Below are 25,454 nucleotides of genomic sequence, written 5' to 3'. Positions count from 1 at the left end.
TTACTTCCCCGTCGCCGCGACGTTGGCTGCGTTGACGTTCCAGCCGCGCACCGAAAGGTGGGCGGGGGCGTTCACGCTCGCAGGATAGCGCACGCTCAGCACCCGGTGCTGGCCCGGCAGCAGCGAGACGTAATTGTCGCTGTAGAAAGCGGGCAGGATGCGCTTGCCCTCGGCATCGACCAGCGTGAACTTGGCATTCAGCACCGGGACCGTGCTCTTGTTCGCCACCATGACCGCGATCACCTTGTCCTCGCCCTCGACCTTGGGGGTGCTCGCCTGCACGTCCAACGGCACCGAGGCGAGGCTTTCCAGCGCGCGATAGGCGGTGTCGTCGCGGCCGCGCCAGTAGAAGTTGCGCGAAACGACTGCGCCCTTGGCGTCGGTGAGGGTCAGTTCGACGAGCAGCATCGGGCTCGCCGCATAGAGCCGGTCGAGCGGCACCGCGTCCAGCGTCGTCACCCGGTTCGCCCGCGCATCGACCTTGTCGGTGCGGGCGAACAGCTGGACATTGTCGAGGCTGACGACGCGGGTCCTGGCCGTCAGGCCGCGCTGGTCGTCGCGCGTGGTATTAAGCACCACCAGCTGGTTGTCGGGCAGGTTGATCTGGATGTGCACCGGCTCGGCCGCGGTCTTCGCGCCATAATAGGCGGCCTGGGTGTCATAGTCCCAGCTGTAGATCTGCCAGCTGTTCGACGGCCAGGCCGGGTGCGTCATCCACAGCAGCCGCCCGCTGTTCTTGGTCCAAAGATGGCCCAGGAACCCCTCGAACATCGCCTTGTGCGTCTCGAGGTTCATCATCTGCGCCTTGCGCTCGAAGTCCTCGAAGCTCAGCGGCTGGCCGAACATCGTGGTCAGCGCGGCCATGAAGGTCTTGCTGTCGCCGTTCCCGCCGAAATGCCAGTCGTGATAGGCGAGCGTGTCCGACAGCGGCCAGCGATCCTTGGCGGGCATCGTCGCCGCGACGGATTCGAGCGTCGACAGGGACGGCGTGCCCGTCTCGACCGAGAAGCCGGTGGCGAGATCGGTGAAATAGCCCTCGGGCTTGCGATAATTGTAGGGGCCCGAGCCCTGCAGATTCACCTCGTTCGAGCTGCCGGTGTACCAGCGGGTGCCGTCCAGCTCGCGGATCAGCTTGTCCAGCCCCTCGTTGAGCGTGGGATAGGGCACGCCCTCGTTGCGACCGAACCAGACGACGATCGAGGGGTGGTTGCGATAGCGCGCCACCACATCGCGGGCATTGGCCAGGAACAGCGCGGCATCGTCGGGCTCGACCTGGAAATTCTGGGTCGACTGCCAGAAGTCGTTGAGCACCATCATGCCGTTCTCGTCGGCGAGCTCGAAGAATTCCTCTTCGTCGTTGTTGCCCATCCAGTTGCGGATGATGTTCATGTGCGCTTCGCGCTGGAGGCGGAAATAGGGGGCGAGCCGCGCGCGGCCGACCTGCTTCATCGCATCGTCCATGCCCCAGTTGCCGCCACGCGCGGCGATCTTCACGCCGTTGACGCGGAGCGCCAGATGCGGTTCGGGCAGCGTCTCTTCCGGGATGGCGGTGACGGCCTTGGAGGTCTCGCCCGCCGGGGTGAGCGATTCCGCCCAGCCGGTGGGGCTGCGCTTCAGCGCTTCGTGGCGCACGTCGATCAGCTGCTGGCCGGCAAGCCCGCCATCGGTGGTCTGCACGTTCACCCGGCGGAGCTGGCCGAGATGATCGAACAGCGAGAGGTCGTAGCTCACCTCGCGGATGCCGAAGCGGAGCGCGCGGGTGTCGCTCGGCTGACCGCCGGCGGCGAGGTCGATCTTGAGGTCATGCAGCGCCGGCTCGCCATAGCCGTTCGGCCACCAGAGCCTGGGATTGCGCACGGTAAGCTGGCGGAACTCGGCAGGCGCAAAGCGAACCTCGCCCCGGCCCGGCTGCGCCGTGACGGTCTTCTCCACCGCCACATCGTCGAATGCGGCGCGGACCGTCACCGACTGGGCGGCGCTCCCGCGGTTCTCGAAGGGCACGGTGATGTAGACATCGGCACTGTCGGTGCGCGGCAGCGGCAGGTCCGTCACGACATGCGGGTCGCCGATCTTCACGTCGCCGGTTGCGACCAGCTCGACCGGGCGCCAAATGCCGGTGTTGCGGTCGCGGATGCCGGGGATCCAGTCCCAGCCTTCGGTCGCGACGAAGGTGGGGCCGTCGATCGCGAGCTGGCCGCCATTCTCGCCAACGCCTGCCTTGATCGACTGTTCGTGCGGAATGCCGGGATGCGGGGGCGGCGACACGCGCACCGCGATCACATTTTCTCCTGCGGCGGGCACGATTTCGAACTGGCCGCGAATGAAGGCGCCGCGCGTCTCCCCCTGGCGCTGGCCGTTGACCCAAACTTCCGAGGCATAGTTGATGCCGCCGAACACCAGGGTCAGCCGCTTGCCGGCCGCTTCGGCGGGCACGGTGAAGCTGGTGCGGTACCAATAATCCTGCCGGGCGAGGCTCTCGGGGATCTTGAGGTTGTTCAGCCCATAATAGGGATCGGGATAGACACCGCGATCGACCAGCGTGGTCAGCACCGTGCCGGGGACGGTCGCGGCATACCAAGTGCCTTCGGGCGTGCCGGGCCTGGACAGCGCGGCGCCGTCGGCGGGTACCCGCGGGGCGGCGGCGAGCTGCCAGCCGTTGATCTGCCAATGAAGGGGGCCGAGGGGGGCAAGGCTCGGCAGCGCCGGCACAGGCTTCGCCACCGGGGGCGTGTAGGCGGTGTCGCTCTGCGGCAGGGTCCAGGGATCCTGCTGGCGCGTCATGCCGATATTGGCGGTCTTCTGGAGATTCCAGCCGACGCCGACCTGCCACATCTGGACCAGCTCGAAGGCAGGCGGCGCGGCGGCCTCGCCCTGCACCTCGGTCGCACCCAGCGCCACGCCGCGCAACTGCGCCTGAACCAGAGCGCCGCCGAAATGAGGCTGGCCCGAAATCACCGGCGCGAGCGCAATCCGCGACGCCACCGCCGCACCGTTGAGCGCGCCTTCGCCGACCTGCTCGCCGTCGAGATAGAGCCGCACCCGGCCGCCCTCGATCACCGCGGCGACATGCGCCCAGCGACCGGCGACGAGCTTGGGGGTGCTGTTCACGGCGGTGCCGCTGCCAAAGAAATGCAGCGCGCCGCCCCGCAGGCCGAGGCAGCGGCAATCGCCGGCCGGATCGCCGAACGCGATCAGCGTCACGACGCCCTGCGGCACGACATCGGGCTTCACCCAAGCAGAAAGCGTGACCGGCACACCCGAGCGCAGCAGCGCGTCGGCGCCGGTAAGGGGCCGGTCGATGCCGATCCCGCCGGCCAGGAAGCTGACATTGTAGGCCCCGGCATTATCCGGCTCGGCGGCCCGGGCGGTGGTCAGGGCGAGCAGGGCGGCGCTGGCGAGCATCGCGCGGGTGAAACTGCGCATCGGTCTTTCTCCCCCAATAATGCGCCGGTCGGGCCTGTGTGCCGCGCCGTGCAAGGTTCGCCGGGACGGCGCACGGTTGTTTTATTCACCAAATTTCGCAATTCAACCGGCGAGAACGGTTCCATGCTTGCACCATGGCGGCAAATCGACTGTTATCGCAATCAAGATGACGCGCGGCCGCCCTCCAATTCGCCTTTCGGGAACCAACCTGGAACGAGCCGCTGACCACAACCAGCGCGTGACCCTGCACGCCATCCGCGCCAATGGTTCGCTGACCCGCGTCGATCTCGCGCGGATCACCGGGCTCACCGCCGCGGCGATCGCCAACATCACCAAGCGGCTGCTCGCCGACGGGCTGATCCAGGAAGCGGGACGGCGCTTCGGCGGGCGCGGGCAGCCGCCGACGAACCTGATCATCAATCCCCAGGCCTGCTATTCGCTGGGCCTCAATATCGATCGCGATCATGTCACGCTGGTGCTGGTCGACTTTCTGGGGGAGACCGTGGCCCGTGTGTCGCGGGAGATCGACTTCGCCCTGCCCGAGCAGGTGGCCGAATTCTATCATGCCGAGGTGGAGATGCTGATCGCCTCGGCGGGGATCGATCCGGGCCGGATCGTCGGGCTGGGCGTGGCGAGCCCCGACGATCTCGGCCTGATCGAGCTGCCGGGCAAGCCCGAGGCCTATCGCCGCTGGGAGCAGACCGACCTTGCCGAGTTGCTCGCCTGGCCGCTCGACGTGCCGGTGTTCGTCGAGAACGACGCTGCCGCCGCCGCAATGGGTGAGCTGCAGCTGGGGCTGGGCCTCCAGCATTCGAGCTTCTTCTATATCCTCATCTCCTCGGCGCTGGGCGGCGGGCTGGTGATCGACAGCAACTATTTTCGCGGTGCCGCAGGTCGCAGCGGCGAACTCGGCTTCCTCACCCACCGCGATCCCGACGGCGTGGTCCGGCAGATCCAGGCGCATGTGTCGCTGTCGGGCCTTGCCGCGCCGCTGGAGGCGGCGGGCTATAGCGTGCAGGACATGCTGAGCTGCGACGGCGGCGACCCCGCATTGGAAGCGGTAGTCGATGCCTGGATCGAGGAGGCCGCGCGGCTGCTGATCGAACCGCTGCTGGCGGTGAACTGTCTGATCAATCCCGAAGCCGTGCTGATCGGCGGCCGTCTGCCCCGCCGCCATGTCGATCGCCTTGCCGAGCGCGCCAACGCGCTGCTGGCGGAGCAAGGAAGCGATGTGCCCGCGCTCGCACCGATTGCCCGCGCGCAGCTATCTGCCGACGCCCCCGCGGTCGGCGCGGCAATCCTGCCGTTCAGCTATTTCCTGCTGCCCAAGAGCAGCGCGCTGTGGAAGGCTTCTGCCGACGATGGCGGAACGGCTTGACCCACTATTAAATCAATCGAATAACTTTATTCTTGTGCGCTGTGCAGGTGCAAGGCACAGGAAGGATCGCGTGTGCAGACCGGCGTGCGGCCGGCCAGTGGGGAGGAGTCGGTGGCAAACGAGCGTATGGGACATCGGGCGCATCGGGGCAGCCGGCGTTGATGTCGGGCGTGAACCTGCCCGTCGCGGGCATCGAACTCGGCGGCACCAAGTGCATCCTTACCCTGGCATATGGGTCTGACCGGATTGTCGCGCAGGAAATGGTGGCGACCCAGACGCCGGAGGTCACGCTGGCAGGGCTGGAAGCCGTGCTGGCCGGCTGGTGGGACGATCATGGCTTTGCCGCGCTCGGCATTGCGAGTTTCGGGCCGGTCTGCCTCGATCCCGCCGATGATCGATATGGTTTCATCCTCACCACCTCCAAGCCCGGCTGGAGCGGCACCGACGTCGCGCGGCGGCTTGCTGCTCCCTTCCCGGTGCCGATGGCGTTCGACACCGACGTCAACGGCGCGGCGCTCGCCGAGATGCGCTGGGGCGCGGGGCAGGGGCTGAGCGACTTCGCCTATGTCACCGTCGGCACCGGCGTGGGCGTCGGGCTGATCGTCAACGGGCGCCCGACTCGCGGCATCGGGCATTGCGAAATGGGCCATATCCGCGTGCCCCGCCTGCCCGGCGACACCGCACCGAGCGGCTGCCCCTTCCATGATGACTGCATCGAGGGACTCGCCTCGGGCACCGGCATCCGCGCGGCGCTGGGGGACCAGCCGGTGGAGCAGGTGGGCGAGGACCATCCCGTGTGGGACCGCGTCGCCTCGGCCGTCGCGCTGTTGTGCCACACCATGGTTGCCACCACCGGCCCGCAGCGGATCGCGATCGGCGGAGGCGTGATGCAGCGCCAGCCGCATCTGCTGGCCCGCCTCGATCCGCTCCTCCGCGAGAGCATCGCCGGATACCTGGTCGTGCCGCCGGCACCCTATATCGTTGCGCCGATGTTGGGGGACCAGGCTGGACCGCTGGGCCCGGTCGCGATGGCCTTGCAGGCGCGTATCGCCTGAGGCCTCCAAACAGCGCGCGGCGATGGACTTGTGCGCCGGTCCTGCGGTATCGCCATCCCACACCATTAGGGGAGAGAGACATGTCCGCGGGCCTGAAGCTGCTACTGGCAACCACCATCCTTGCCGCCGCGCCGGTACATGCGCAGCAGGTGCCGACAGCGTTGTCCTCCACCGCGAATCCCGAGAAATGGCCCGCTGCCAAGAGCCAGGGCCTGATCGATCCGGCCACCGAGAAGTTCGTCGCCGAACTGATGGCGAAGATGACGCTGGAGGAGAAGGTCGGCCAGATGATCCAGGCCGATATCGGCAGCATCACGCCCGAGGATCTGGCGATCTATCCGCTCGGCTCGATCTTGGCGGGCGGCAGCTCGCCGCCGATCGGCGCGCCCGATCGCTCCCCCCGCGCGCCGTGGCTGGCGACGGCGCAGGCCTTCCAGAAGGCGGCGCTCGCCCGCAAGGTGGGGCATGCCCCGATCCCGATCATGTTCGGCATCGACGCCGTTCACGGCAACAACAACATCGTCGGCGCGACGCTCTTCCCGCACAATGTCGGCCTGGGCGCGATGCGCGACCCCGCGCTGATGGAGAAGATCGGCCGCGCCACGGCCGAGGAAACCGCGTCGGCGGGCATCGACTGGGCGTTCGGGCCGACGCTGGCGGTGCCGCAGGACGAACGCTGGGGCCGGGCCTATGAGGGCTATTCGGAAGAGCCCGAGGTGGTGCGCAGCTACGCCGGCGCGATGATTCGGGGCCTGCAGGGCGCGCCCGGCACCAAGGACCGGTTCCAGAAGGGCTATGTCGCAGCCTCGGCCAAGCATTTCCTCGGCGACGGCGGCACGTTCGGCGGGCAGGACCAGGGCGACACGCGCGTCTCCGAAGAGGAACTGATCCGCATCCACAATGCCGGCTATCCCGGTGCGATCGATGCCGGCACGATGACCGTGATGGCGTCGTTCAGCAGCTGGAACGGCGTGAAGATGCACGGCAACAAGTCGTTGCTCACCGACGTGCTGAAGGGCCGGATGGGCTTTGACGGCTTCGTCGTCGGCGACTGGAACGGCCATGCCCAGATCCCCGGCTGCACCGCGACCGATTGCGCCGCGACGTTCAACGCCGGGCTCGACATGGCGATGGCGCCGGACAGCTGGAAGGGCCTGTACGAATCGACGCTGGCCCACGCCAAGGACGGCACCATTCCGATGGCGCGGATCGACGATGCCGTGCGCCGCATCCTGCGCGTGAAGGTGCAGATGGGGCTGTTCAACGCCGCCCGCCCTTATGAGAGCAAGCCCGAACTGATCGGCGCGCCCGCGCACCGCGCGATTGCCCGCGAGGCGGTCGCCAAGTCGCTGGTATTGCTGAAGAACAGCGGCGTGCTGCCGGTCAAGGCGAGCGCCAATGTGCTGGTCGCGGGGCCGGGTGCCGATTCGATGGCGCAGCAATCGGGCGGCTGGACGCTCAGCTGGCAGGGCGACGGCAATCCGAACAGCATGTTCCCCAATGGCGAGACGATCTTTGCCGGGATCCAGGCGGCGGTGAAGGCCGGCGGCGGCACGGCGACGCTCTCGGCGGACGGCAGCTTCACGGCCAAGCCCGACGTTGCGATCGTCGTGTTCGGCGAGGAGCCCTATGCAGAAATGCGCGGCGACGTCCGCACGCTGGAATTCCAGCCGGGCGACAAGCAGGCGCTGGCGCTGCTCAAGAAGCTCAAGGCCGCCGGCGTGCCGGTCGTCTCGGTGTTTCTCTCGGGCCGTCCGCTCTGGGTGAATCCCGAGCTCAACGCCTCCGACGCGTTCGTCGCCGCCTGGCTGCCGGGCAGCGAAGGCGCGGGCGTTGCCGACGTGCTGATCGGCGACAAGGCCGGCAAGCCGCGCCGCGACTTCACCGGCACGCTGTCGTTCAGCTGGCCCAAGACCGCCGGCCAGTTCACGCTCAACCGCGGCGAGCCGGGCTATGATCCGCTCTTCGCCTTCGGCTATGGCCTTCGCTATGCCAAGCCGGGCACCGTCGGCATGCTCAGCGAAATCTCGGGCGTCGACGCCTCGCTGGCCAATATCAGCACCTTCTTCGCCAAGGGCGTCACGCCGGCGCCCTTCGCCTTCGCCACCGACAGCGGCATTACCCGCAAGACCGTCGACGGCCCGGCGACGCAGGAAGGCGCGCAGCAGCTGACCTGGCCGGCGGGCCCGGCGACGCTGCGGATCGGCGGCGGCGATCTCGACCTCAGCCGCGAGACCAATGGCGACCTGTCGCTGCGCCTCGTCTATCGGGTCGATGCCGCGCCGACGGGCCCGGTGAAGCTGTCGATGGAAGGCGGCAAGAACAGCGGCGCGATCGATGCGACCAGCCTGTTCACCGGCAAGAGCGGCTGGCAGACGGTGAATATCCTGCTGAAATGCTACCAGAAGAACGGCGTCGACGTCACCAAGGTGAGTGCGCCGGTGGTGTTGCAGGCGAATGGGCCGTTCGCGCTGTCGCTTGCTGAGGCGAAGATCGTTTCCGATCCCGCCAACTCGGTTTGCCCCGGTCAATGAGTGGGATCGAGGTCGTCACAATTGCGCGCGGGGCCTTCCGCGCGCAGTTCCTCAACCTCGGGGCGACGCTGCACCGGCTGGAGGTGCCCGATCGGCACGGAAGGGCGGATAATGTCGTGCTCGGCTATGCCGATCTCGAGGACTATCGCCGCCAGCCGCCGCGCTATTATGGCGCGGTGGCGGGGCGCTATGCGAACCGCATCGCCGGTGGCCGCTTCACGCTGGATGGCGAGACCTACCAGCTCACGACCAACGAAGGCGGCAACAGCCTTCATTCGGGGCCGGACGGGTTCGACCGGCAGTTCTGGACGGTGGAGGCGCGGAGCGAGAGCGCCGTCACCTTCCGGCTGGACACGCCGCATGGCTGGAACGGCTTCCCGGGCGATCTGGTCGCGCGGGTGGACTATGCGCTGGAGGAGGACGGCCTGACGGTCCGCTTCACCGCCACGCCCGACCGGGCCACGATCGTCAACCTGACGCAGCATGCCTATTTCAACCTTGCCGGCGAGGGGAGCGGCGCAACGATCCTCGATCAGGTGCTGCAACTCCCGGCGAGCGCGATCACGCCGGTGGACGACGCGATGATCCCCACCGGTGCGTTGGCGCAGGTGGAGGGCGGGCCGTTCGATTTCCGGCTCCCCAAGCCGATCGGCCGCGACATCGCGGCCGAGGATGCGCAGCTCGCATTGGGGCTTGGCTACGACCATAGTTTCGTGCTCGACGGACCCGCCGGGTTCGAGCGCCGGATCGCGACGCTGTTCGATCCCGGCTCCGGCCGTGTGCTGGAGGTGCATTCCACCGAACCGGGTGTGCAGGTCTATTCGGGCAACCACCTCGCCGATGGCGCGCCGGGCACCGGCGGAAGCGTGTATCCCAGGCGCGGCGGACTGTGCCTGGAGCCGCAGAAATTCCCCGACAGCCCGAACCAGCCGGGCTTTCCGAGCGCGCGCGTGGAAGCCGGCGAGACCTATCGGCACAGCATGGCGTTCCGGTTCCGCACGGCGGAGCATCTGGCCGAGGCGTTCCCGCTTTAAGCCGCTCCTCCTTGGAGGAGGGGTTTGGGTGGAGGGACTCCAGAACAGAAGTTGGTCTCGGTGAGACACTGCCCCACCCCAACCCATCCCCTGAAGAGGGGGGGCTTGATATTGCCCGCGGTGGTGGCTCCAGATACACGCCGGGCATGGCAAAAGCGGATCGTCTCGAACGGCTCGACACCCGGCGCATCGAACTGGAAGCGGAATACCGCGCAGCGCTGATCGCCGCCCTGGAGCGGACGGCGGCGGGCAAATGGGGACTGTTCGATCACCAGCGCGACCGCCACGCCCGCGCCGCGATCCGCCCGACGCTGGAGCATCTCGCCGAACTGGGCGAGGAGATCGACGATGCCCGGGCACGGCTGGGTTTGCCGCTCTTCGCGCTCCAGCAGGAGTTTCTGGCGGCGCGGGGGCCGGTCGGTCCCTCCGCGGTCGGCGAGCCCAAACAGGCGCAGGCATGGCTGGCGCGCCTGGCTGCCGAGGCACCCGGCGCCGACTGACGCAGCGGCGCTTATTCGCCCGCGTCGGTCTCAGCGTCCGCGGGCGCCTGCCAACGCTGCGCCGCTTCCTTTTTCTTTTTGCCCTGATCGTAATGCCACTTGATGGCAAAGAACATGCCCGTGCCGAACACGAGGATCTTGAACGTGCCCAGCAGGATCGGAACCCAAATCATCACTATAACCTGACATTGTCTGACGCGCGGCCGGGGACCTGGTGCGGTGCCCGGACGCCCATGCGCGGGTAGCGGGGGCAAGCTGCGCACGCCATAGGGCGGATTGTCGCACCGCCATCGGCCGATGTGGGCACATGCTCGACGGGCACATGCTCTAGTCCGCGTCGCCGCCGTCCCCGCCGCCGGCGCGCTGCGAATAGGTGATGCGGATGCGTACCCAGCTGCCCACCAGCAGCCGACTGTTGACGCGCGGCGCCTTCACTCGGAACTGGAATGCCGCCTGGCGTACCGCGCCGGCATAGCCCGAGCCGCGCGGGAATTCGCCCAGTTCCTGGCAGTCGGTCACCTGATAGCGCTCGATCGTGCGGCAGGCGACTTCGCCCCAGCCTTCGCGGCCCAGCGCGCGCTGCGGAAGATAGGGGGAAAGCTGGGCGTTGGTCGGGCGGCGATACCAGTCGGCCGCGTAGAGCGTCTCGCCATGCGGGCCGGTGCCGGCGCGCGGCGTATCATCGGCGCCGCTGCCGCCACCGGAGTCGGCGGTCTCGGTGTTGCCCTGGTCGCCCGATTGGGGGGCGGGGGCCTTGGCAATATCGCTCGCGGCATAATCGCGGCGGCTCATCACGATGAAGCTGGGCGGCCCGCTGGAGACGGGCGGCGTCACCGGCGGCGGAGGCAGGGCAGCGGTGGGCGGCGTCGGCTGTTCCGCCTCGGCCTTCTCGCCCGCACGCCTTCGCGCCTTTTCGGGCGCCTTCGCGGCGTCCTTCTCGGCCGGTGCCTGTTCGCCGTCCGACGCCTCGATCCCGAACACCACCGTCTTGGGCTTCGGCTTGGGCTCGATATGCGGCGCCATCCACAAGAGCAGCAGCGCGATCAGCAGCTCGATCGCCAGCGCCAGCAGGATGGCCGCGCCGCGTCCGCGCAGCGAAACGCGCAGCCGGCGCACGGGCGAGGCGGAGGTGGTGGACAGCATGCGCGCGGGACACTCAGAAAAGGGCGATGCCGGGGAATCCGGCACCGCCCATGCAGTCGCTATACACCTTGGCCGACGCGGCGGGAGTGGGGCGAAAGCATGTCGGCTTTCCGCCCTTCCGCCGCGCGTGTGACGGCCCTTGCAACACTCAGTCGCGCAGCAGCTCGTTGATCCCGGTCTTGCTGCGGGTCTGCGCGTCGACGGTCTTGACGATCACCGCGCAGTACAGGCCGGGCTTGCCGTCCTCGGACGGGAGCGTGCCGGGCACGACCACGGCGTAGGGCGGCACTTCGCCGCGATGGACCTCGCCCGTCGCGCGATCGACGATCTTGGTCGAGGCGCCGAGATAGACGCCCATCGACAGCACCGCGCCCTCGCCGACGCGCACACCCTCGGCCACTTCCGAGCGCGCGCCGATGAATGCGCCGTCGCCGATGATCACGGGATCGGCCTGCAGCGGCTCGAGCACGCCGCCGATGCCGACGCCGCCCGACAGGTGGACGTTCCTGCCGATCTGCGCGCAGCTGCCCACCGTGGTCCAGGTATCGACCATCGTGCCTTCGCCGACATAGGCGCCGATATTGACGAAGCTCGGCATCAGCACCGCGCCCTTGGCGATGTGCGCGCCGTGGCGGACGATGCTGCCCGGCACTGCGCGGAAGCCCGCGTCGCGAAACGCCGCCTCGCCCCAGCCGGAGAACTTCGAGGGTACCTTGTCGAACCAGGCGGTGCCTTCGGGGCCGGGCACGACGACATTGTCGTTGAGCCGGAAGCTGAGCAGCACCGCTTTCTTCAGCCACTGGTTCACCTGCCAGCCGCCGTCCACCGGCTCGGCGACGCGTGCCTCGCCGCGATCAAGCAGGTTCAGCGCTTCGGCGACGGCTTCGCGCACCGCGCCTTCGGTGGCGAAGCTCAGATTGGCGCGGTCTTCCCAGGCGGCGTCGATCGTCGCGGCGAGATCGGTCATGTCAGCTCTCCAAGATGCTGTGGAGCCAGGCTCCGAGATCGGTGATGGTGTAATCGATGAAGCTGCGGTCGACGTCTGGCGCCTGTTCCGAGCCATTGTCGATCCAGACGGTGGTCATGCCGATCGCCTTGGCGGGCCCCAGGTTGCGCGCCATGTCCTCGACGAACAGCGATTCGCGCGGATCGAGGCCATAGGCATCGCACAGGCCCCGATAGGCCGAAGGCTCCGGCTTGGGGCGATAGCGGGTGGCATGGATGTCGTGGATCGCCTCGAAGGTCTCACCCAGGCCCAGCTTGTCGAGCACCTTGCGCGCATAGGGCGCATCGCCATTGGTGAAGATCAGCTTGCGGCCGGGCAGCTGCGCCAGTGCCTCGACCAGCGCCTCGTTGGCCTCTAGCACGCTCATGTCGACATCGTGGACATAGTCGAGATAGTCGTGCGGATCGGTGCCATGCTCTTCGATCAGGCCGTACAGCGTCGCGCCGTGCGCGTGGAAATAGGCCTTCTGCACCTTGTGCGCCTCTTCCGCCGAGCAATGGAGCAGGCGCTGGACATACTCCCCGATCCGCGCGTCGATCATCGCGAACAGGTTTGCGCTCGCGGGATAGAGCGTGTTGTCCAGATCGAAGATCCAGTTGCGGACGTGCGAGAGCGAGGCGAGCATCGCCGGCGCGTGTAGGGGGTGCCCCCCGCCGCCGCAAGCGCGGAGCGCGATGCGGAGATCTGAAACGTGCGTGGACTGCTAAACGCAACTGCAACCACTTTAGTCTAAAGGATATCGCGCTGACATGTGAGGGTTTCGGAATGCGAGTGGCGTTGCGCAGGAGTTGGTTGCAGACGGCTGCGCTCGGCGGCTTGGTGGCGCTCGGCGCGTGCAGCGGCGGCGGGGGCGGGATCGCCACCACCCCGGCACCGCCCCCGGTGCCGACGCCAACGCCAACGCCTGCACCAACGCCGACACCGACGCCAACGCCAACGCCTGCACCGACGCCGACGCCGACGCCTGCACCAGCGCCGACGCCCACACCCACGCCTGCGCCATCCCCCGCGCCGGCGCCAAGCCCGACCCCTACGCCCACGCCTGTGGCCGCTATCAACTACGACACGTCCGAATATCGCGGCACGGCGGGCGCCGTCTCGATGCGGGCGCTGATCGCCTACAATGCCGGCGCGACAGGCAGTGGGATCAAGATCGGGGTGATCGATTCGGGCATTGATCTGCAGAGCGCCGAATTTGGCGACTGCTCGGGCGGCCTTGGCGTCGGAACCTGCCGCATCCTGGCGGACTCGAGCAATACGGGCGGCAGCGGTACCGTGGACGATGTGGGCGGGCACGGCACTGCGGTGGCGTTCACCATTGCCGGGCGGCGCAACGATGCGGGCACGCACGGGGTGGCGTTCAACGCGCAGCTCGTCGTCGCGCGCGCCGATCAGCCCGGCAGCTGCGACGGCACCGACACGAGCACTTGCAAATTTTCCGACAGTGCGATCGCCCAGGGTCTGGACCGGGCCCGACAGGCGGGCGCGCGCGTCGTCAACATCTCGCTTGGCGGCGATTCCGCCTCCACCGCTCTCGCATCGGCGATCGATCGCGCCACCGCGGCAGGCGTGATCGTGGTGATCGCTGCAGGCAATGACGGGGCGGCGAACCCCGACGCGTTCACCAGCGCCGCGACCAACGCGGCGATCGCGCGCGGGTTGGTGATCATCGCCGGGTCGGTGAATGCGAGCGACGCCATCTCCAGTTTCTCCAACCGCGCCGGCAGCGCGGCCGCCGTCTATCTGACCGCGGTGGGCGAAGGCGTGCGCGCGCCGGATGCCAACAACACCGCCTATATCTGGTCGGGCACGTCCTTCTCCGCCCCCCAGATTTCCGGCGCGATCGCCCTGCTTGCCCAGGCCTTTCCGAACCTCACCGGCAAGCAGATCGTCGATCTGCTCTATGCCACTGCCCGGGACGCGGGCGAGGCGGGGGTGGATGCGATCTACGGACGCGGCGTGCTCGATCTCACCCGCGCCTTCCAGCCTGTCGGGACCATGTCCGTGGCCGGCACCAGCGCGGCGCTGTCGCCGACGATCAACGGCACGCTCAGCGGACCGATGGGCGATGCCAGCCAGGGTGCGCTGGCCATGGCGGCGCTCGATGCGTTCGGCCGCGCTTATGCGACGACGATCACCAACGGCTTCCAGCGGCAGAGCCTGTCGCGCAACCTGCCGGCGCTGATGGCGACGCGGAACCGCAGCTTCTCGGTGGGCGGAGAGCAGGTGCGCGTCGCGGTGTCGATCATACCGTCGGTTGATTCGGTGCGGATCGAACGGCTCGGCATCACCAGCCGCGACGCGGGTGTGGCACGCATGCTGGCGACGACGGTCAGCGGGCGGCTGGGCGCGACGGCGCAGTTCGCGTTCGGCGCCGCGCAGAGCGGCAACGTGCTGACCGCCCAGCTGGCGGGTCGCGACGATCCTGCCTTCCTGATCGCGCGCGACCCGCTGAGCAGCGCCGGCTTCGATACCGATGTCGGCGGGTCGGCGGCGGTGCGCCAGATGGTGGGCCGCTGGGGTGTGACCGTTGCCAGCGAAGTGGGCGACGTGCTCAGCCAGCGCGCGGGCGATGCGGCGGCGTTGCAGGCGCGGTGGCTGCGCTCCGGCTATGGCCGCGGCACGGTGGCGGTGGACCGTCGCTTCGGCGGGTTCAACGCCAGTATCGGCGTAACCCGCCTTTCGGAAGACAATAGCGTGCTGGGCGCGCGGTTCAGCGCAGGGCTGGGCGCGGCGCGGGCGACCAGCCTGTTCGCCGACCTGGGGCTGCGCTGGGATCTTGGCCTCGGCTGGAGCCTGGGCGGCTCGCTGCGCCAGGGCTGGACCAACGTGCGGCTGCGCCAAGGCATTCAGGGTTCGGGGCTGATCCGCACCAACGCCTGGGCGGCGGACATCGGCAAGGATGAGCTGTTCGGCAGCGACACGATCGGTCTGCGGATCGCGCAGCCGCTGCGGGTGGCACGCGGCGGCATCGGGCTCACCCTGCCGCAGGGCTGGGATTACGACACGCTGAGCGTGACCAGCTGGAGCAGCCAGCGTATCAACCTTGCGCCAGTGGGCCGGGAGATCGATTACGAGCTGCGCTATCAGTGGCGTTTCGCGGACGGTGACGTCAGCAGCAACCTGTTCCTGCGCCGCCAGCCGGGCAACATCGCCGCGATGCCCAGCGATCTGGGCGGCGCGGTGCGATGGAGCTGGGGCTTCTGACCGCTTCCCCTGCGCGCGGCGCCCCTGTACTGGGGGCGCATTGCCAGGGGAGACGTGATGATCGAGATCGCCAGCGCGCGGCTGACCGCCGCGATCAACCCCCACGGGGCCGAGCTCTCGTCCCTCCGCGATTCCGTCGGGCGCGAGCTGATGACCGACGGCGATCCCGCCTTCTGGTCGGGCCGCGCGCCGCTCCTGTTCCCGATCGTCGGGCGGCTGGTGGGCGATCGCTACCGGCTGAACGGACAGGACTACAGCCTGCCGCAGCACGGCTTTGCCCGCCGCCGAGACTTCACGCTGGTCGAGCGGGCCGTCGATCGCGCGACCTTTCGGCTGGCGGACGATGTCGATACCCGCGCGGTCTATCCCTTCGCCTTCACGCTGGATGCCACCTACCGGCTGGAAGAGGCGACGCTGTGGATCGAGATCGCGGTGACCAACCGCGACGATCGCGACATGCCGGCCAGTTTCGGCTTCCACCCCGCCTTCGCCTGGCCGCTGCCCTATGGCCGTCCGCGCGCCGACCATCGCATCCTTTTCGACGAGCCGGAATTCTCCTCGCTGCGCTACATCGGCGAGGGCGGGATCGCCGCGGATCGCCGGGCAAGCCCGGTGGAGGGGCGGGCGCTGCCACTGTCCGATGACCTGTTCACCGCGGACGCGCTGATCTGGGACCAGTTGACCAGCCGGGGGCTTCTGTACGGCGCGGAGGAAGGCCCGCAGCTGCGCATCCGCTTTCCCGATACCGGCGTGCTCGGCATCTGGACCAAGCCCGGCGCCCGCTATGTCTGCGTCGAGCCCTGGTGGGGCATCGCCGATCCGGCGGGCTTCGCCGGCGAGATCTGGGACAAGCCCGGCATTCAGCGCCTCGCCCCCGGCGAGACGCGGCACTTCGGCATGGACGTGACGCTGCTCGACTGAGGGACAGCGCGGCGCACTCGCTGCTGGATAAAGAACCCGCCACCGACTAAGGCGTCGCGATTCTCCCTCCCGTTCGAAGTACCCGCATGTCCCCCTCCGATCGTCGTACGTTCGCCATCATCTCGCACCCCGACGCGGGCAAGACTACGCTCACCGAAAAGCTGCTGCTGTTCGGCGGCGCGATCCATCTTGCCGGCGAAGTGAAGGCGCGTGGCCAGGCGCGGCGTGCGCGCTCGGACTGGATGAAGATCGAGCAGCAGCGCGGCATCTCGGTCACCAGCTCGGTGATGACCTTCGAGCGCGACGGCATCACCTTCAACCTGCTCGACACGCCGGGCCACGAGGACTTCTCGGAGGATACCTACCGCACCCTGACCGCGGTCGATTCCGCGGTGATGGTGATCGACGTCGCCAAGGGCATCGAGAGCCAGACCCGCAAGCTGTTCGAGGTGTGCCGCCTGCGCAACGTGCCCATCATCACCTTCGTCAACAAGGTCGATCGCGAGGGCCGCGAGGTGTTCGCGACGCTGGACGAGGTGGCCGAACTGCTCCAGCTCGACGTGGTGCCGATGACCTGGCCGGTAGGCATGGGCGGCACCTTCGAGGGCATCTACGACCTCGCCACCAAGCGCCTGCTGCTGCCGGAGGGCGATGCCCGCGAATTCCAGGGCAAGGTGATCCAGACGACCGGGCTCGACGATCCGCAGCTCGATGCGATCGTCTCCGCCGACAATCTCGCCAAGCTGCGCGAAGACGTGGAGCTCGCCCAGGCGGGCTATGCCGAATTCGATGGGGAGGCCTATCGCAACGGCGACATGACGCCGGTCTATTTCGGCTCGGCGCTGAAGGAGTTCGGCGTGGATTCGCTGATTGCCGCGATCGCCGATTTCGCCCCGCCGCCGCACGCGCTGCCGGCCGAACCGGCGCCGGTCGAGCCGACCCGCGACGAGGTGACCGGCTTCGTGTTCAAGGTCCAGGCGAACATGGACCCCAACCACCGCGACCGCATCGCGTTCATGCGGCTGGTCTCGGGCACCTTCAAGCGCGGCATGAAGCTGACGCCCACCGGGCATGGCAAGCCGATCGCGATCCATTCGCCGATCCTGTTCTTCGCCCGCGAGCGCGAACTGGCCGACGAGGCGTTTCCGGGCGACATTATCGGCATCCCCAACCATGGCACGCTGCGGGTGGGCGACACGCTGTCCGAGCGCGCAGGGGTGCGCTTCACCGGGCTGCCGAACTTCGCGCCGGAAATCCTCCGCCGCGTGGCGCTCAAGGACCCGACCAAGACCAAGCAGCTCCGCAAGGCGCTGGACGATCTGTCCGAGGAGGGCGTGATCCAGGTCTTCTATCCGGAGATCGGATCGAACTGGATCATCGGCGTTGTCGGCCAGCTGCAGCTGGACGTGCTGCTCAGCCGGCTCGATGCGGAATACAAGGTGGGCGCGGTGCTCGAGCCTTCGCCCTATGACACCGCGCGCTGGATTTCGTCGGACGATGCCGCCGCGCTCAAGGAGTTCCTCGATCTCAACCGCGGCGCGCTTGCCAAGGATCGAGACGGCAATCCGGTGTTCCTGGCCAAGTCGGCCTGGGAAGTCGGCTATATCGCCGAACGCTACAACAAGGTGAAGTTCGCGGCGACGCGCGAGCGGTAATCAGGCCGCGACGCGCTGCTGCTCGCGGCCGCGTTCGCCGAGGCCGCTGGCGATCCAGTCGCGGATGCGCTCGGCGCGGCCGAGATCGGCTTCGAACTTGGCGAGCAGTTCCTGGGCGCCCTCGGTGGGGCTGCCGGCGGCGCGCATCATCGCGAGCACTTCCTGCTGGGCGGCGATGTGGCGCTCGGCGAGCACCACATTCTTCTCGGCTTTGACGAGGTCGGTCGGGGTATAGCTCATGTGGTTATTATAGAAGTAACCAAGCAACAGCGGGAATCGCGCTGCTATTCGACCCAGTCCGCCGCAAGCCGCCGGCTCGCCAGCGCCATCAGGATGCCCGCGACGAGATACAGGCAGAGGCCCCCCGCGATGGCGTAGCGCAGGCCGTCGGCGGCGCCGTATGCGGGCGTCAGCTGCTTGGAAAGCAGGCCGATCACCCAGCTGCCCAGCCCAAGCCCGATCAGGTTGTTGATCAGCAGGAACGAGGCCGAGGCGGTGGCGCGCATCTGCGGCGGCACGAGGTGCTGGACAGCGGTGAGCACCGGCCCCAGCCACACATAGACCAGCGCCTGCGGCACCAGGAACAGCAGGAACGCCGCCTGCCAGCTTTGCGCGAGCACCCCCGCCACGAACAGCGGCAGGCCGAGGACGTAGCAGATGGCCGGCGCCAGCGCGTACCACTTACGATTCCGTTGCCCCAGCCGGTCGCCCAGCCAGCCGCCGAACAGGATACCCGCCACGCCGCCGGTGAGCGCCAGCCCGCCGAAGAACTGGCCGACCTGCGCCAAATCGAGCTGGAAGCTGCGCAGGATCATGCTCGGCAGCCAGAAGGCGACGCCGTAGCCGCACATCGATCCCGCCGCCGCGCCGAAGGCGAGCAGCCAGAAGCTGGGCTTGGCGGCGAGGATGCCGAAGACACGGGAAAGCGGTACCTGGTCCTTCGCCGGGGCCACGCGCGGTGGATCACGGACGAGCAGCTTGAACGGCACCGCGATCGCCAGCCCGAGCAGCCCGACGACGAGGAAGGCGGTGCGCCACTCCACCGTCTGCGCGATATAGCCGCCGAGCAGCGCCCCGCCCGCCGAGCCGAGCGGGATGCCGAGCGAATAGATCGACAGCGCGCGCGCCCGGCGCTCTGCCGGATAGGCGTCGGCGATCAGCGCATAGCTGGGCGCCACGCCCCCCGCCTCGCCGACGCCGACGCCGAGCCGATAGAGGAACATGCTCGTGAAATGCTGCGCCGTGCCGCACAGCGCGGTGAACGCGCTCCACACGCCGAGCGAGACGGCGATCACCCAGCTGCGGCTGGTGCGGTCGGCCAACATCGCGAGCGGGATGGCGAGCGTGGAATAAAGCAGCGCGAAGGCGAAGCCGCCCAGCATGCCGAGTTGCCCGTCGTCGAGCCCCAGATCCGCCTTTACCGGCTGGGCAAGGATCGAGAGAATCTGCCGGTCGAGGAAGTTGAAGATGTAGACCAGCAGCAGCATCGCGAGGACGATGCCGCGGGGCGTGGCGGGACGGGTGCGGTGCGGGGGCATGGTGGGTCCTCGGCCAGAGATGGTGAATGCTGCCTAGCGGCCCTCGCTGTTTCGAGGGAAGTCTGGAGATTCTTCGTCATCCCCGCGGGGGCGGGGATCCATTTGCACAGGTGCCGCGGTTCTTTCCCCCAGCGCACAGGCCAATAGATTCCCGCCTACGCGGGAATGACGAAGATCATGTGGTTGGCGTCGCCCCTAGAACTTCACCGTCCCCGTCAAGAACACCTGGCGCGGATTGCCGTAATAGCCGGTCAGCACGCCCTCGGTTCCCAGCGTCGGCATATAGGCGCCGGCGGGCGTACGCAGGAAATCGCCCGTGTCCGGGTTCTGCGCGAGGAAGTTGTAGCCCGAGACGATGTAGCGCTTGTCGAACAGGTTGCGGCCGTGGACGCCGATCGAGAACATCTTGTTGATGTCCCAGTTCAGATTCGCGTCGAACAGCGTGAACCCCGGCTGGTCGAGCATCGGCGTGCGCAGCTCGAACTGCTGCGAGGCGCTTCGATAGGAGGCGGTGAAGCTCGCCGCCACCTGCCCCTCGTTGCCCACCGGCACCGAATAGCCGATCGTGCCGCTCGCGGTCCAATCCGGCGTGTTCTGGATGCGGCGGCGGCTGGCGACGTCGATCCCGCGCGAGTCGATGAAGCGCTTGTAGCGCGCATCGAGATAGCCGACCGACCAGTTGAGGTTGAGCGTGCCGCCCGGTGCCCCCAGATCGCGCGCGGCGATCAGATTGCCTTCGAATTCCACGCCCCGCATCCGCGCCTTGCCGGCATTGGTGGTGATGCCGATGAAGCTCTGCTGGCCGTTGATCGTGGTGCCGATCGAGCCGGGCACCTGCACGTCGGTGTAATCGGCATGGAAGGCGGCGAGCGCGAAGGTCAGGCGGCGATCCAACAGCGCGGCCTTGTAGCCGATCTCGTAGCTGGACACGCTTTCGGGATCGAACGACATGAAATCATAGACCTGAGCGGGTGTGCAGGTGACGCCGGTGGGCGTGCGGCAGGCGCTGGTCTGACCGCGCGGATCGAAGCCGCCGCCCTTGAAGCCGTCTGCCCAGCTCGCATAGAGCGTGTGGTCGGCGCTGGGCTTGAAGCTGATCGAGGCGCGCGGCGTGAACTTCTTGAAATCGGCGCTGCCGCGGAAATCCGAAGTGGTCGCGAACAACACGCCGCTGCCGCCGAAATAGGGCGAGCCGCCGCCGAGATAGGTCTGGCGCAGCACCCGCGACTGGCGCTGGTCCCAGGTATAGCGCCCGCCTGCCGAGATGCTGAACATGGGCGTGAGATCGTAGGTGAAGTCGCCGAACACCGCGACGGTATCGGTGTTCACGTCGCCGAAGGTCAGTGCGGTCACGCCGCCGGGCAGCCGCACGTCGAACACGGTGCGCGCCTTGGCATCGAGATAATAGATGCCGAGCAGGCCCGAGAGGCCGCCGGTATTGATCAGAAGCTGGGCTTCCTGGCTGAACTGCTTGTTGTTGTAGAAGGCCGGCACGTCGACCTGCACCGCCGGCAGCGCGTCGAAGTCGATCGGGGTGGCGCTGTCGTCCTTGCGATACGCGGTGATCGAGCGGAAGGTCAGCCAGTCGGCGGCGCGCAGCTCGGCGAGGCCGGTGACGCCCCACGCCTTCACGTCCTGCCGGGGGGTGACGAGGCCGCCCTGCGAATCGAACTTGTCGGTCAGCACCGGCGTACCGCTGACGATACCCGGGATCAGCCGGTGGCCGCCGCGGCTGTTGCTCTTGTCATGGGTATAGTCGCCGGAGACGCGGAAGAAGGCGCTGCTGCTCGGTTCATACTCCACCGTGCCCCGCGCGGCCCACAGGTCCTTGTTGTAATTGTCCTCGCCGGTGGTGAGGTTGGTGCCGAAGCCGCCGCGGCTGAGCCGCGCGCCGGCCGCGCCGATCTTGAGCCCGGTATCGCCGACCGGCGCGCTGGCGCTCACCACCAGATCGGCCTGATTGTACGTGCCATAGGTGCCGCGCACCTGCAGTTGCGGGTCGGCGCCGATGCGCTTGGTGACATATTTCACCGCGCCGCCGATCGTGTTGCGGCCGTAGAGCGTGCCCTGCGGCCCGCGCAGCACCTCGATCCGCTCGACGTCGTAGATGTCGAGCACCGCCGCCTGCGGGCGATTGAGATACACGTCGTCGAGATAGAGTCCCACGCCCGCCTCGAATCCGGCGACCGGATCCTGCTGGCCGACGCCGCGAATGAAGGCGGACAGCGTGTTGTTCGTGCCGCGCGACACCTCGAGCGAGACGTTCGGCGCGGACTGGGCAATATCGGTGATGTCGAGCGCGCCTTGGGCATTCAGCTGTGCGCCGCTGATCGCGGTGACGGCGATCGGCACGTCGATCAGGCTTTCGGCGCGGCGGCGCGCGGTGACGATGATCTCGCCGTCCTGCTGCTGCTGGGCGGCATCGGCGGTCTGGCCGGCGGCCTCGCTGTCCTGTGCTAAGGCGGGCGTGGCAAACAGCAGCGCGGCGCTGGCGAGCAGGGCGATGCGGACGGAATCGTGCCGTGACATGCTTGGTAATCCTCCCCTGGTGCAACCCGTCGTGGACGCGGGTTGTAAGCCGGTACGGGAAACTATACTGAAACCTGAACCGGGTTTCAACTTGGATCGAAAGGGGAGGCGGATGAAGGCGGGGAAGCGTGGCGGTTCGGCCACTGCTGTATCGCGGGACGACCGGTCTTCCGGCGATGCCAAGGTGCCGCGCACCGAGCGCGGGCGGCGGACCCTGCGCGCGATCCTCGATGCCGCCGCCGCCGAATTCGGCGAGAAGGGATTTCACGAAGGCTCGATCAGCGGGATCACCCGACGCGCCGGCGTGGCGCTCGGCAGTTTCTACACCTATTTCGATTCAAAGGACGCGGTGTTCCGTGCGCTGGTCCGTGACATGAGCGAGCAGGTGCGGGAGCATGTCGGCCCCGCGCTGCGCGGCGCGCGCGACCAGATCGACGCCGAGCGCGCGGCGCTGCTCGCCTTCATCCGCTTCGCGCGCGAGCACAAGGAAATCTATCGGATCGTCGACGAGGCCGAATTCGTCGACCCTGCCAGCTTCCGCCATCATTATGCCAGCACCGCCGAGCGCATCGCCGCCCGCCTGCGCGCCGCCGCCGAGCGCGGCGAGGTGCGCGACGATGTCGGCGAGATACACGCCTGGGCGATCATGGGGATGAACGTGTTCCTCGGCCTGCGCTACAGCGTGTGGGATGAAGGCACCCCGCCCGAGGCGATCGCCGACACGGTTGCGCAATTGCTGGCGCGGGGGATCGGCCGCTAGGCTTGCACCGCGGCGCCGAAGCGTTAGCGTGTGCCGCATGACCAACACACCCGTTCTCGGCGTTCGGCTTTTCCGGCTTGCGGCATTCGGATTGGTTGCGGGCGCCGCGGCCCATCTGCTCGCCTATGCGGGAGGGCCAGCCTGGATGGCGTGGCTCGGCGCGCCGCCGTCGATCATTGCGTCGCGCATTGCCGGGACCTGGCCCGCGCTCGCCGGCACATTGGGTATCGCTGTCCTGCTGCTCGGGCTGGCCGCAGCCTGCTGCGCGCCCGCAAGCGGCGCCGCACACCGCCTGCTGCTGGCGGCGCTGGCGCTGCTGTTCATCCTGCGCGGGCTGCTCGTCCTGCCATATTGGGCGGGGCTGCACGGCCTGCGCACGCCGATCGGCCGTTTCGTCCTTCTCGGTGACTCGTTCGCGGCCGGATCATTGGTGGTGCTCGCGATCGGGCTGCTGTTGGCGGGCGGCCTGGGTGCCAGCCGCCCGGGGCGGCTCATTTCTTCGCCAGCAAATCCTTGAGGCCGGCAAGCGCCTTGGTCGGCCCGGCCTCCTCCTCGCTCTTCACGCCGGCGGCGCGCAGCACCTCGGCGGCACGGGCGCTGCGCGGATAGGGATCAAGTTCGAGCGCCATCGTCTCGGCCGCGGCTTCGCCAAGGTCGATCGTGCCGCCCGAATAGAAGACGGTATCGCACTCGTCCTCGGTCAGCTCCACCTCATCGTCGCCGGCCACGGCGGGTTCGGGCACGAAGCGGATCGCGAAATCCTGCTCCACCTTCGCGGGAAGCGAGTCGCCGGTGACGACGCACGCCTGGGTCAGTCGCGCGGAGAGATGACCGCGCGCCACCACCCCCTGGGCGTCGCGGCGGAGATGGTAGACGGCGTCGAGCGTCTCGATTGCCTTGAGGCCGAAGCGGCGGCTGAGTGCGGCGCGCTCGCTCTCGTCGGCGGTGATCCGGACGTCGCTTTCGCCGGCGCCGATCTGGTCGAGCCGGTGCGGTCGGGAAAATTCTGGGTCGGTCATTCGGGGAGCTCTCCTGCGATTACACGCGCGAGCGGGGTGGCCGCCAGCGCATCGCGAAAGGCGCGCAGCCGCGCCTCGACATGGGTTAGCGCGGCAGGCGCGGGCGCGTCGCCGCGATAGAGGTTGCGGATCAGCGCCGGACCGAGATCGCCCGCGGCCAGGCCGCTGCGATAGGCGCCGAGCCGCCCGCCGAGCATGCCCATCATCCGGCCGACATGCTTGCCGACGATGATGTCGCCGATGCCGATCTCGCGCAGCTGGCCATCCATGTCGTCGATAAAGCATTCGGCGACGGCGGTGCTGGTCGGGATGCCGGCAGGCTCCGCCTCGAGCCGCAACAGCGCCATGCACAGCACCGCCGCGATCATGTCGAACCGGCCGTCGACCGTGTCCGGCACCGCGCCTTGAGTATACCAGTGCGGCGCACGGCCGCGCGCGACCACGCCCGCATAGAGCTGCGGGGCAGTGCCGCGATCGGTCTTGCCGAAGAGCCGCTGGAGCATGCGCATCGCCGTTGTTCGTGCCTTCCGCTGTCGCGACCTTGTTTGGCCGCATTTTGCCGCATATTGAGGCGTTCGGCCCGCGATGCAATCCGGGGGCCGCCTGTGTTTGCCTGGAGAACCTGATGTCGCTTCCCGTTCGCACGCTCGGCACCGCCGCGTTGTTGGTCGTGCTCGGCACCACCGCCTGTACGCCGGTGCGGACGCATCAGGGCTATGTCGTCGATCATGATCTGGTCGCTTCGGTCCAGCCGGGCGTCGACACGCGCGATTCGGTGATGCAGACGCTCGGCCACCCAAGCTTCACCAGCCAGTTCAACGAAGGCGAGTGGTTCTACGTCTCGCGCGACAGCAGCAACTTCGCGTTCCGCAACCCGAAGGTGAAGACGCAGACCACGCTGCGCATCCGGTTCGACCAGGCGGGCAACGTCAAGTCCATCGACCAGACCGGCGTCGAGCTCGCCGCCTCGATCGATCCCTATGGCAAGACCACGCCGACGCTGGGACGCCGTCGCAGCTTCTTCTCGGATCTGTTCGGTAATATCGGCACGGTCGGCGCGCCCGGCGCGGGCGCCGGCGGCGGCGGCAATACCGGGCCGTAACTTCCTTTCATTCGGCTGACCGAATCGTTCGCTGGGCGTTCAGCGGTGCTTCTCCATAGATATGCGCAGGCCGGCCTTCGGACCGGCGGTTCGATCAGGATGGAGAAGCATATGAAGAAGCTCGTTCCCATCGCCTTGCTGACGGCGATCGCGGCACCCGCGCTGCTGGTGCCGGCGGGTGCGATGGCGCAGTCGCGCGCCGAACTGCGGGAAGACCGACGTGACATACGCGACGCCCAGCGCGATGTGCGCCGGGCGCAATGGTCGGGCGATCCGCGTCGTGTCCGCGAGGAGCGTCGCGATCTTCGCGAGGCGCATCGCGAATATCGCGAAGACCTGCGCGACCGCGACCGACGCTGGGCGGACAATGACTGGCGCAATTGGCGCGACCGCAATCGCGGTCTCTATGCCCGCGGCAATTGGCGTGCGCCTTTCCGCTACAATCGCTTTCATCCCGGCGCGCGAATCGGCACCGTCTATTACGGCCCGCGCTACGTGATCGGCGATCCGTGGCGGTACCACCTGCCGCGACCGGGCTTCAACCAGCGCTGGGTGCGCCATTACAACGATGTGCTGCTTGTCGACACCCGTCGCGGCACCGTGATCCGCGTCGTGCCCGGTTTTTACTGGTAAGCAAAAAAGCGGCCGCA

Annotated in this window: 22 protein-coding genes; 12 read left to right on the top strand and 10 right to left on the bottom strand. The window is 68.1% G+C overall.

The features are described 5' to 3' along the window. Positions 1-3,423, bottom strand: coding sequence for a LamG-like jellyroll fold domain-containing protein (locus S2M10_RS14040; RefSeq protein ID WP_247650817.1), 3,423 nt, complete (start codon positions 3,421-3,423; stop codon positions 1-3). Between the two features lie 166 nt (positions 3,424-3,589). On the opposite strand from S2M10_RS14040, the gene S2M10_RS14035 reads away from it, so the two are divergent. The 5 genes from S2M10_RS14035 to S2M10_RS14015 all read left to right on the top strand — a co-directional run bounded on the left by S2M10_RS14035 (position 3,590) and on the right by S2M10_RS14015 (position 9,924). Then, a complete protein-coding gene (locus S2M10_RS14035; RefSeq protein WP_168846615.1) occupies positions 3,590-4,801 on the top strand; it encodes an ROK family transcriptional regulator in 1,212 nt (403 codons plus the stop codon). A 161-nt stretch (positions 4,802-4,962) separates the two neighbouring features. Then, the gene (locus tag S2M10_RS14030) at positions 4,963-5,856 is read left to right on the top strand and encodes an ROK family protein (protein ID WP_168846614.1); all 894 of its coding nucleotides are present in this window, start codon (positions 4,963-4,965) and stop codon (positions 5,854-5,856) included. 80 nt (positions 5,857-5,936) lie between these two features. After that, positions 5,937-8,390 (top strand): glycoside hydrolase family 3 protein, encoded by a 2,454-nt coding sequence (locus S2M10_RS14025; RefSeq protein WP_168846613.1) that lies wholly within the window; start codon positions 5,937-5,939, stop codon positions 8,388-8,390. After that, a complete protein-coding gene (locus S2M10_RS14020) occupies positions 8,387-9,424 on the top strand; it encodes an aldose epimerase family protein (RefSeq protein WP_168846612.1) in 1,038 nt (345 codons plus the stop codon). The genes S2M10_RS14025 and S2M10_RS14020 overlap by 4 nt, the downstream gene beginning before the upstream one ends. 146 nt (positions 9,425-9,570) lie before the next feature. Beyond that, positions 9,571-9,924, top strand: a complete 354-nt coding sequence (locus tag S2M10_RS14015; RefSeq protein ID WP_168846611.1) for a hypothetical protein — start codon at positions 9,571-9,573, stop codon at positions 9,922-9,924. Positions 9,925-9,935: 11 nt separating this feature from the next. On the opposite strand, the gene S2M10_RS14010 is transcribed toward S2M10_RS14015, so the two are convergent. From S2M10_RS14010 to S2M10_RS13995, 4 genes are all read right to left on the bottom strand, one after another. Then, the gene (locus S2M10_RS14010; protein ID WP_168846610.1) at positions 9,936-10,097 is read right to left on the bottom strand and encodes a hypothetical protein; all 162 of its coding nucleotides are present in this window, start codon (positions 10,095-10,097) and stop codon (positions 9,936-9,938) included. A gap of 154 nt (positions 10,098-10,251) precedes the next feature. Beyond that, positions 10,252-11,067 carry a hypothetical protein gene (locus S2M10_RS14005; protein ID WP_168846609.1) on the bottom strand — a complete coding sequence of 272 codons (816 nt, stop codon included), beginning with the start codon at positions 11,065-11,067 and terminating at the stop codon, positions 10,252-10,254. A gap of 148 nt (positions 11,068-11,215) precedes the next feature. Next, the gene (dapD, locus tag S2M10_RS14000; protein ID WP_168846608.1) at positions 11,216-12,034 is read right to left on the bottom strand and encodes a 2,3,4,5-tetrahydropyridine-2,6-dicarboxylate N-succinyltransferase; all 819 of its coding nucleotides are present in this window, start codon (positions 12,032-12,034) and stop codon (positions 11,216-11,218) included. 1 nt (position 12,035) lies between these two features. Further along, positions 12,036-12,698, bottom strand: coding sequence for a pyrimidine 5'-nucleotidase (locus S2M10_RS13995; protein ID WP_168846607.1), 663 nt, complete (start codon positions 12,696-12,698; stop codon positions 12,036-12,038). Between the two features lie 419 nt (positions 12,699-13,117). On the opposite strand from S2M10_RS13995, the gene S2M10_RS13985 reads away from it, so the two are divergent. From S2M10_RS13985 to S2M10_RS13975, 3 genes are all read left to right on the top strand, one after another. Beyond that, positions 13,118-15,280, top strand: a complete 2,163-nt coding sequence (locus tag S2M10_RS13985; protein ID WP_348770602.1) for a S8 family peptidase — start codon at positions 13,118-13,120, stop codon at positions 15,278-15,280. 57 nt (positions 15,281-15,337) lie between these two features. Continuing rightward, positions 15,338-16,201 (top strand): aldose 1-epimerase family protein, encoded by an 864-nt coding sequence (locus tag S2M10_RS13980; protein ID WP_168846606.1) that lies wholly within the window; start codon positions 15,338-15,340, stop codon positions 16,199-16,201. Positions 16,202-16,287: 86 nt separating this feature from the next. Next, positions 16,288-17,856 carry a peptide chain release factor 3 gene (locus S2M10_RS13975; protein ID WP_168846605.1) on the top strand — a complete coding sequence of 523 codons (1,569 nt, stop codon included), beginning with the start codon at positions 16,288-16,290 and terminating at the stop codon, positions 17,854-17,856. Here the strand turns inward: S2M10_RS13975 and S2M10_RS13970 are convergent, their stop codons facing one another. From S2M10_RS13970 to S2M10_RS13960, 3 genes are all read right to left on the bottom strand, one after another. Next, positions 17,857-18,096, bottom strand: a complete 240-nt coding sequence (locus S2M10_RS13970; RefSeq protein WP_168846604.1) for a hypothetical protein — start codon at positions 18,094-18,096, stop codon at positions 17,857-17,859. Positions 18,097-18,140: 44 nt separating this feature from the next. Beyond that, entirely contained in the window at positions 18,141-19,394 is a 1,254-nt protein-coding gene (locus S2M10_RS13965; protein ID WP_168846603.1) for an MFS transporter, read from the bottom strand. Between the two features lie 195 nt (positions 19,395-19,589). Further along, positions 19,590-21,923, bottom strand: coding sequence for a TonB-dependent receptor (locus S2M10_RS13960; RefSeq protein ID WP_168846602.1), 2,334 nt, complete (start codon positions 21,921-21,923; stop codon positions 19,590-19,592). Between the two features lie 112 nt (positions 21,924-22,035). On the opposite strand from S2M10_RS13960, the gene S2M10_RS13955 reads away from it, so the two are divergent. Together S2M10_RS13955 and S2M10_RS13950 are read left to right on the top strand one after the other, a co-directional pair. Further along, positions 22,036-22,683, top strand: coding sequence for a TetR/AcrR family transcriptional regulator (locus S2M10_RS13955; protein WP_211091042.1), 648 nt, complete (start codon positions 22,036-22,038; stop codon positions 22,681-22,683). 37 nt (positions 22,684-22,720) lie between these two features. Continuing rightward, the gene (locus tag S2M10_RS13950; RefSeq protein WP_168846601.1) at positions 22,721-23,200 is read left to right on the top strand and encodes a hypothetical protein; all 480 of its coding nucleotides are present in this window, start codon (positions 22,721-22,723) and stop codon (positions 23,198-23,200) included. On the opposite strand, the gene S2M10_RS13945 is transcribed toward S2M10_RS13950, so the two are convergent. Both S2M10_RS13945 and S2M10_RS13940 read right to left on the bottom strand, forming a co-directional pair. Next, on the bottom strand, positions 23,175-23,702 hold the full coding sequence (locus S2M10_RS13945; protein WP_168846600.1) for a DUF177 domain-containing protein: 528 nt from the start codon (positions 23,700-23,702) through the stop codon (positions 23,175-23,177). The genes S2M10_RS13950 and S2M10_RS13945 overlap by 26 nt on opposite strands. Next, positions 23,699-24,211 (bottom strand): ubiquinol-cytochrome C chaperone family protein, encoded by a 513-nt coding sequence (locus S2M10_RS13940; RefSeq protein ID WP_168846599.1) that lies wholly within the window; start codon positions 24,209-24,211, stop codon positions 23,699-23,701. Before S2M10_RS13940 ends, S2M10_RS13945 begins: the two co-directional genes overlap by 4 nt. A gap of 116 nt (positions 24,212-24,327) precedes the next feature. On the opposite strand from S2M10_RS13940, the gene bamE reads away from it, so the two are divergent. Further along, complete coding sequence (gene bamE / locus S2M10_RS13935; RefSeq protein WP_168846598.1) at positions 24,328-24,804, top strand: outer membrane protein assembly factor BamE; 477 nt, start codon at positions 24,328-24,330, stop codon at positions 24,802-24,804. A 111-nt stretch (positions 24,805-24,915) separates the two neighbouring features. Further along, on the top strand, positions 24,916-25,437 hold the full coding sequence (locus S2M10_RS13930) for an RcnB family protein (RefSeq protein WP_168846597.1): 522 nt from the start codon (positions 24,916-24,918) through the stop codon (positions 25,435-25,437). Positions 25,438-25,454: the final 17 nt, after the last annotated feature.

It is taken from the genome of Sphingomonas sp. S2M10, from assembly GCF_012650175.1.
Lineage (GTDB): Bacteria > Pseudomonadota > Alphaproteobacteria > Sphingomonadales > Sphingomonadaceae > Sphingomonas.
The sequence above is the reverse complement of the archived record's forward strand: the minus strand, read 5'-3'. Positions and strand labels throughout refer to the sequence as shown.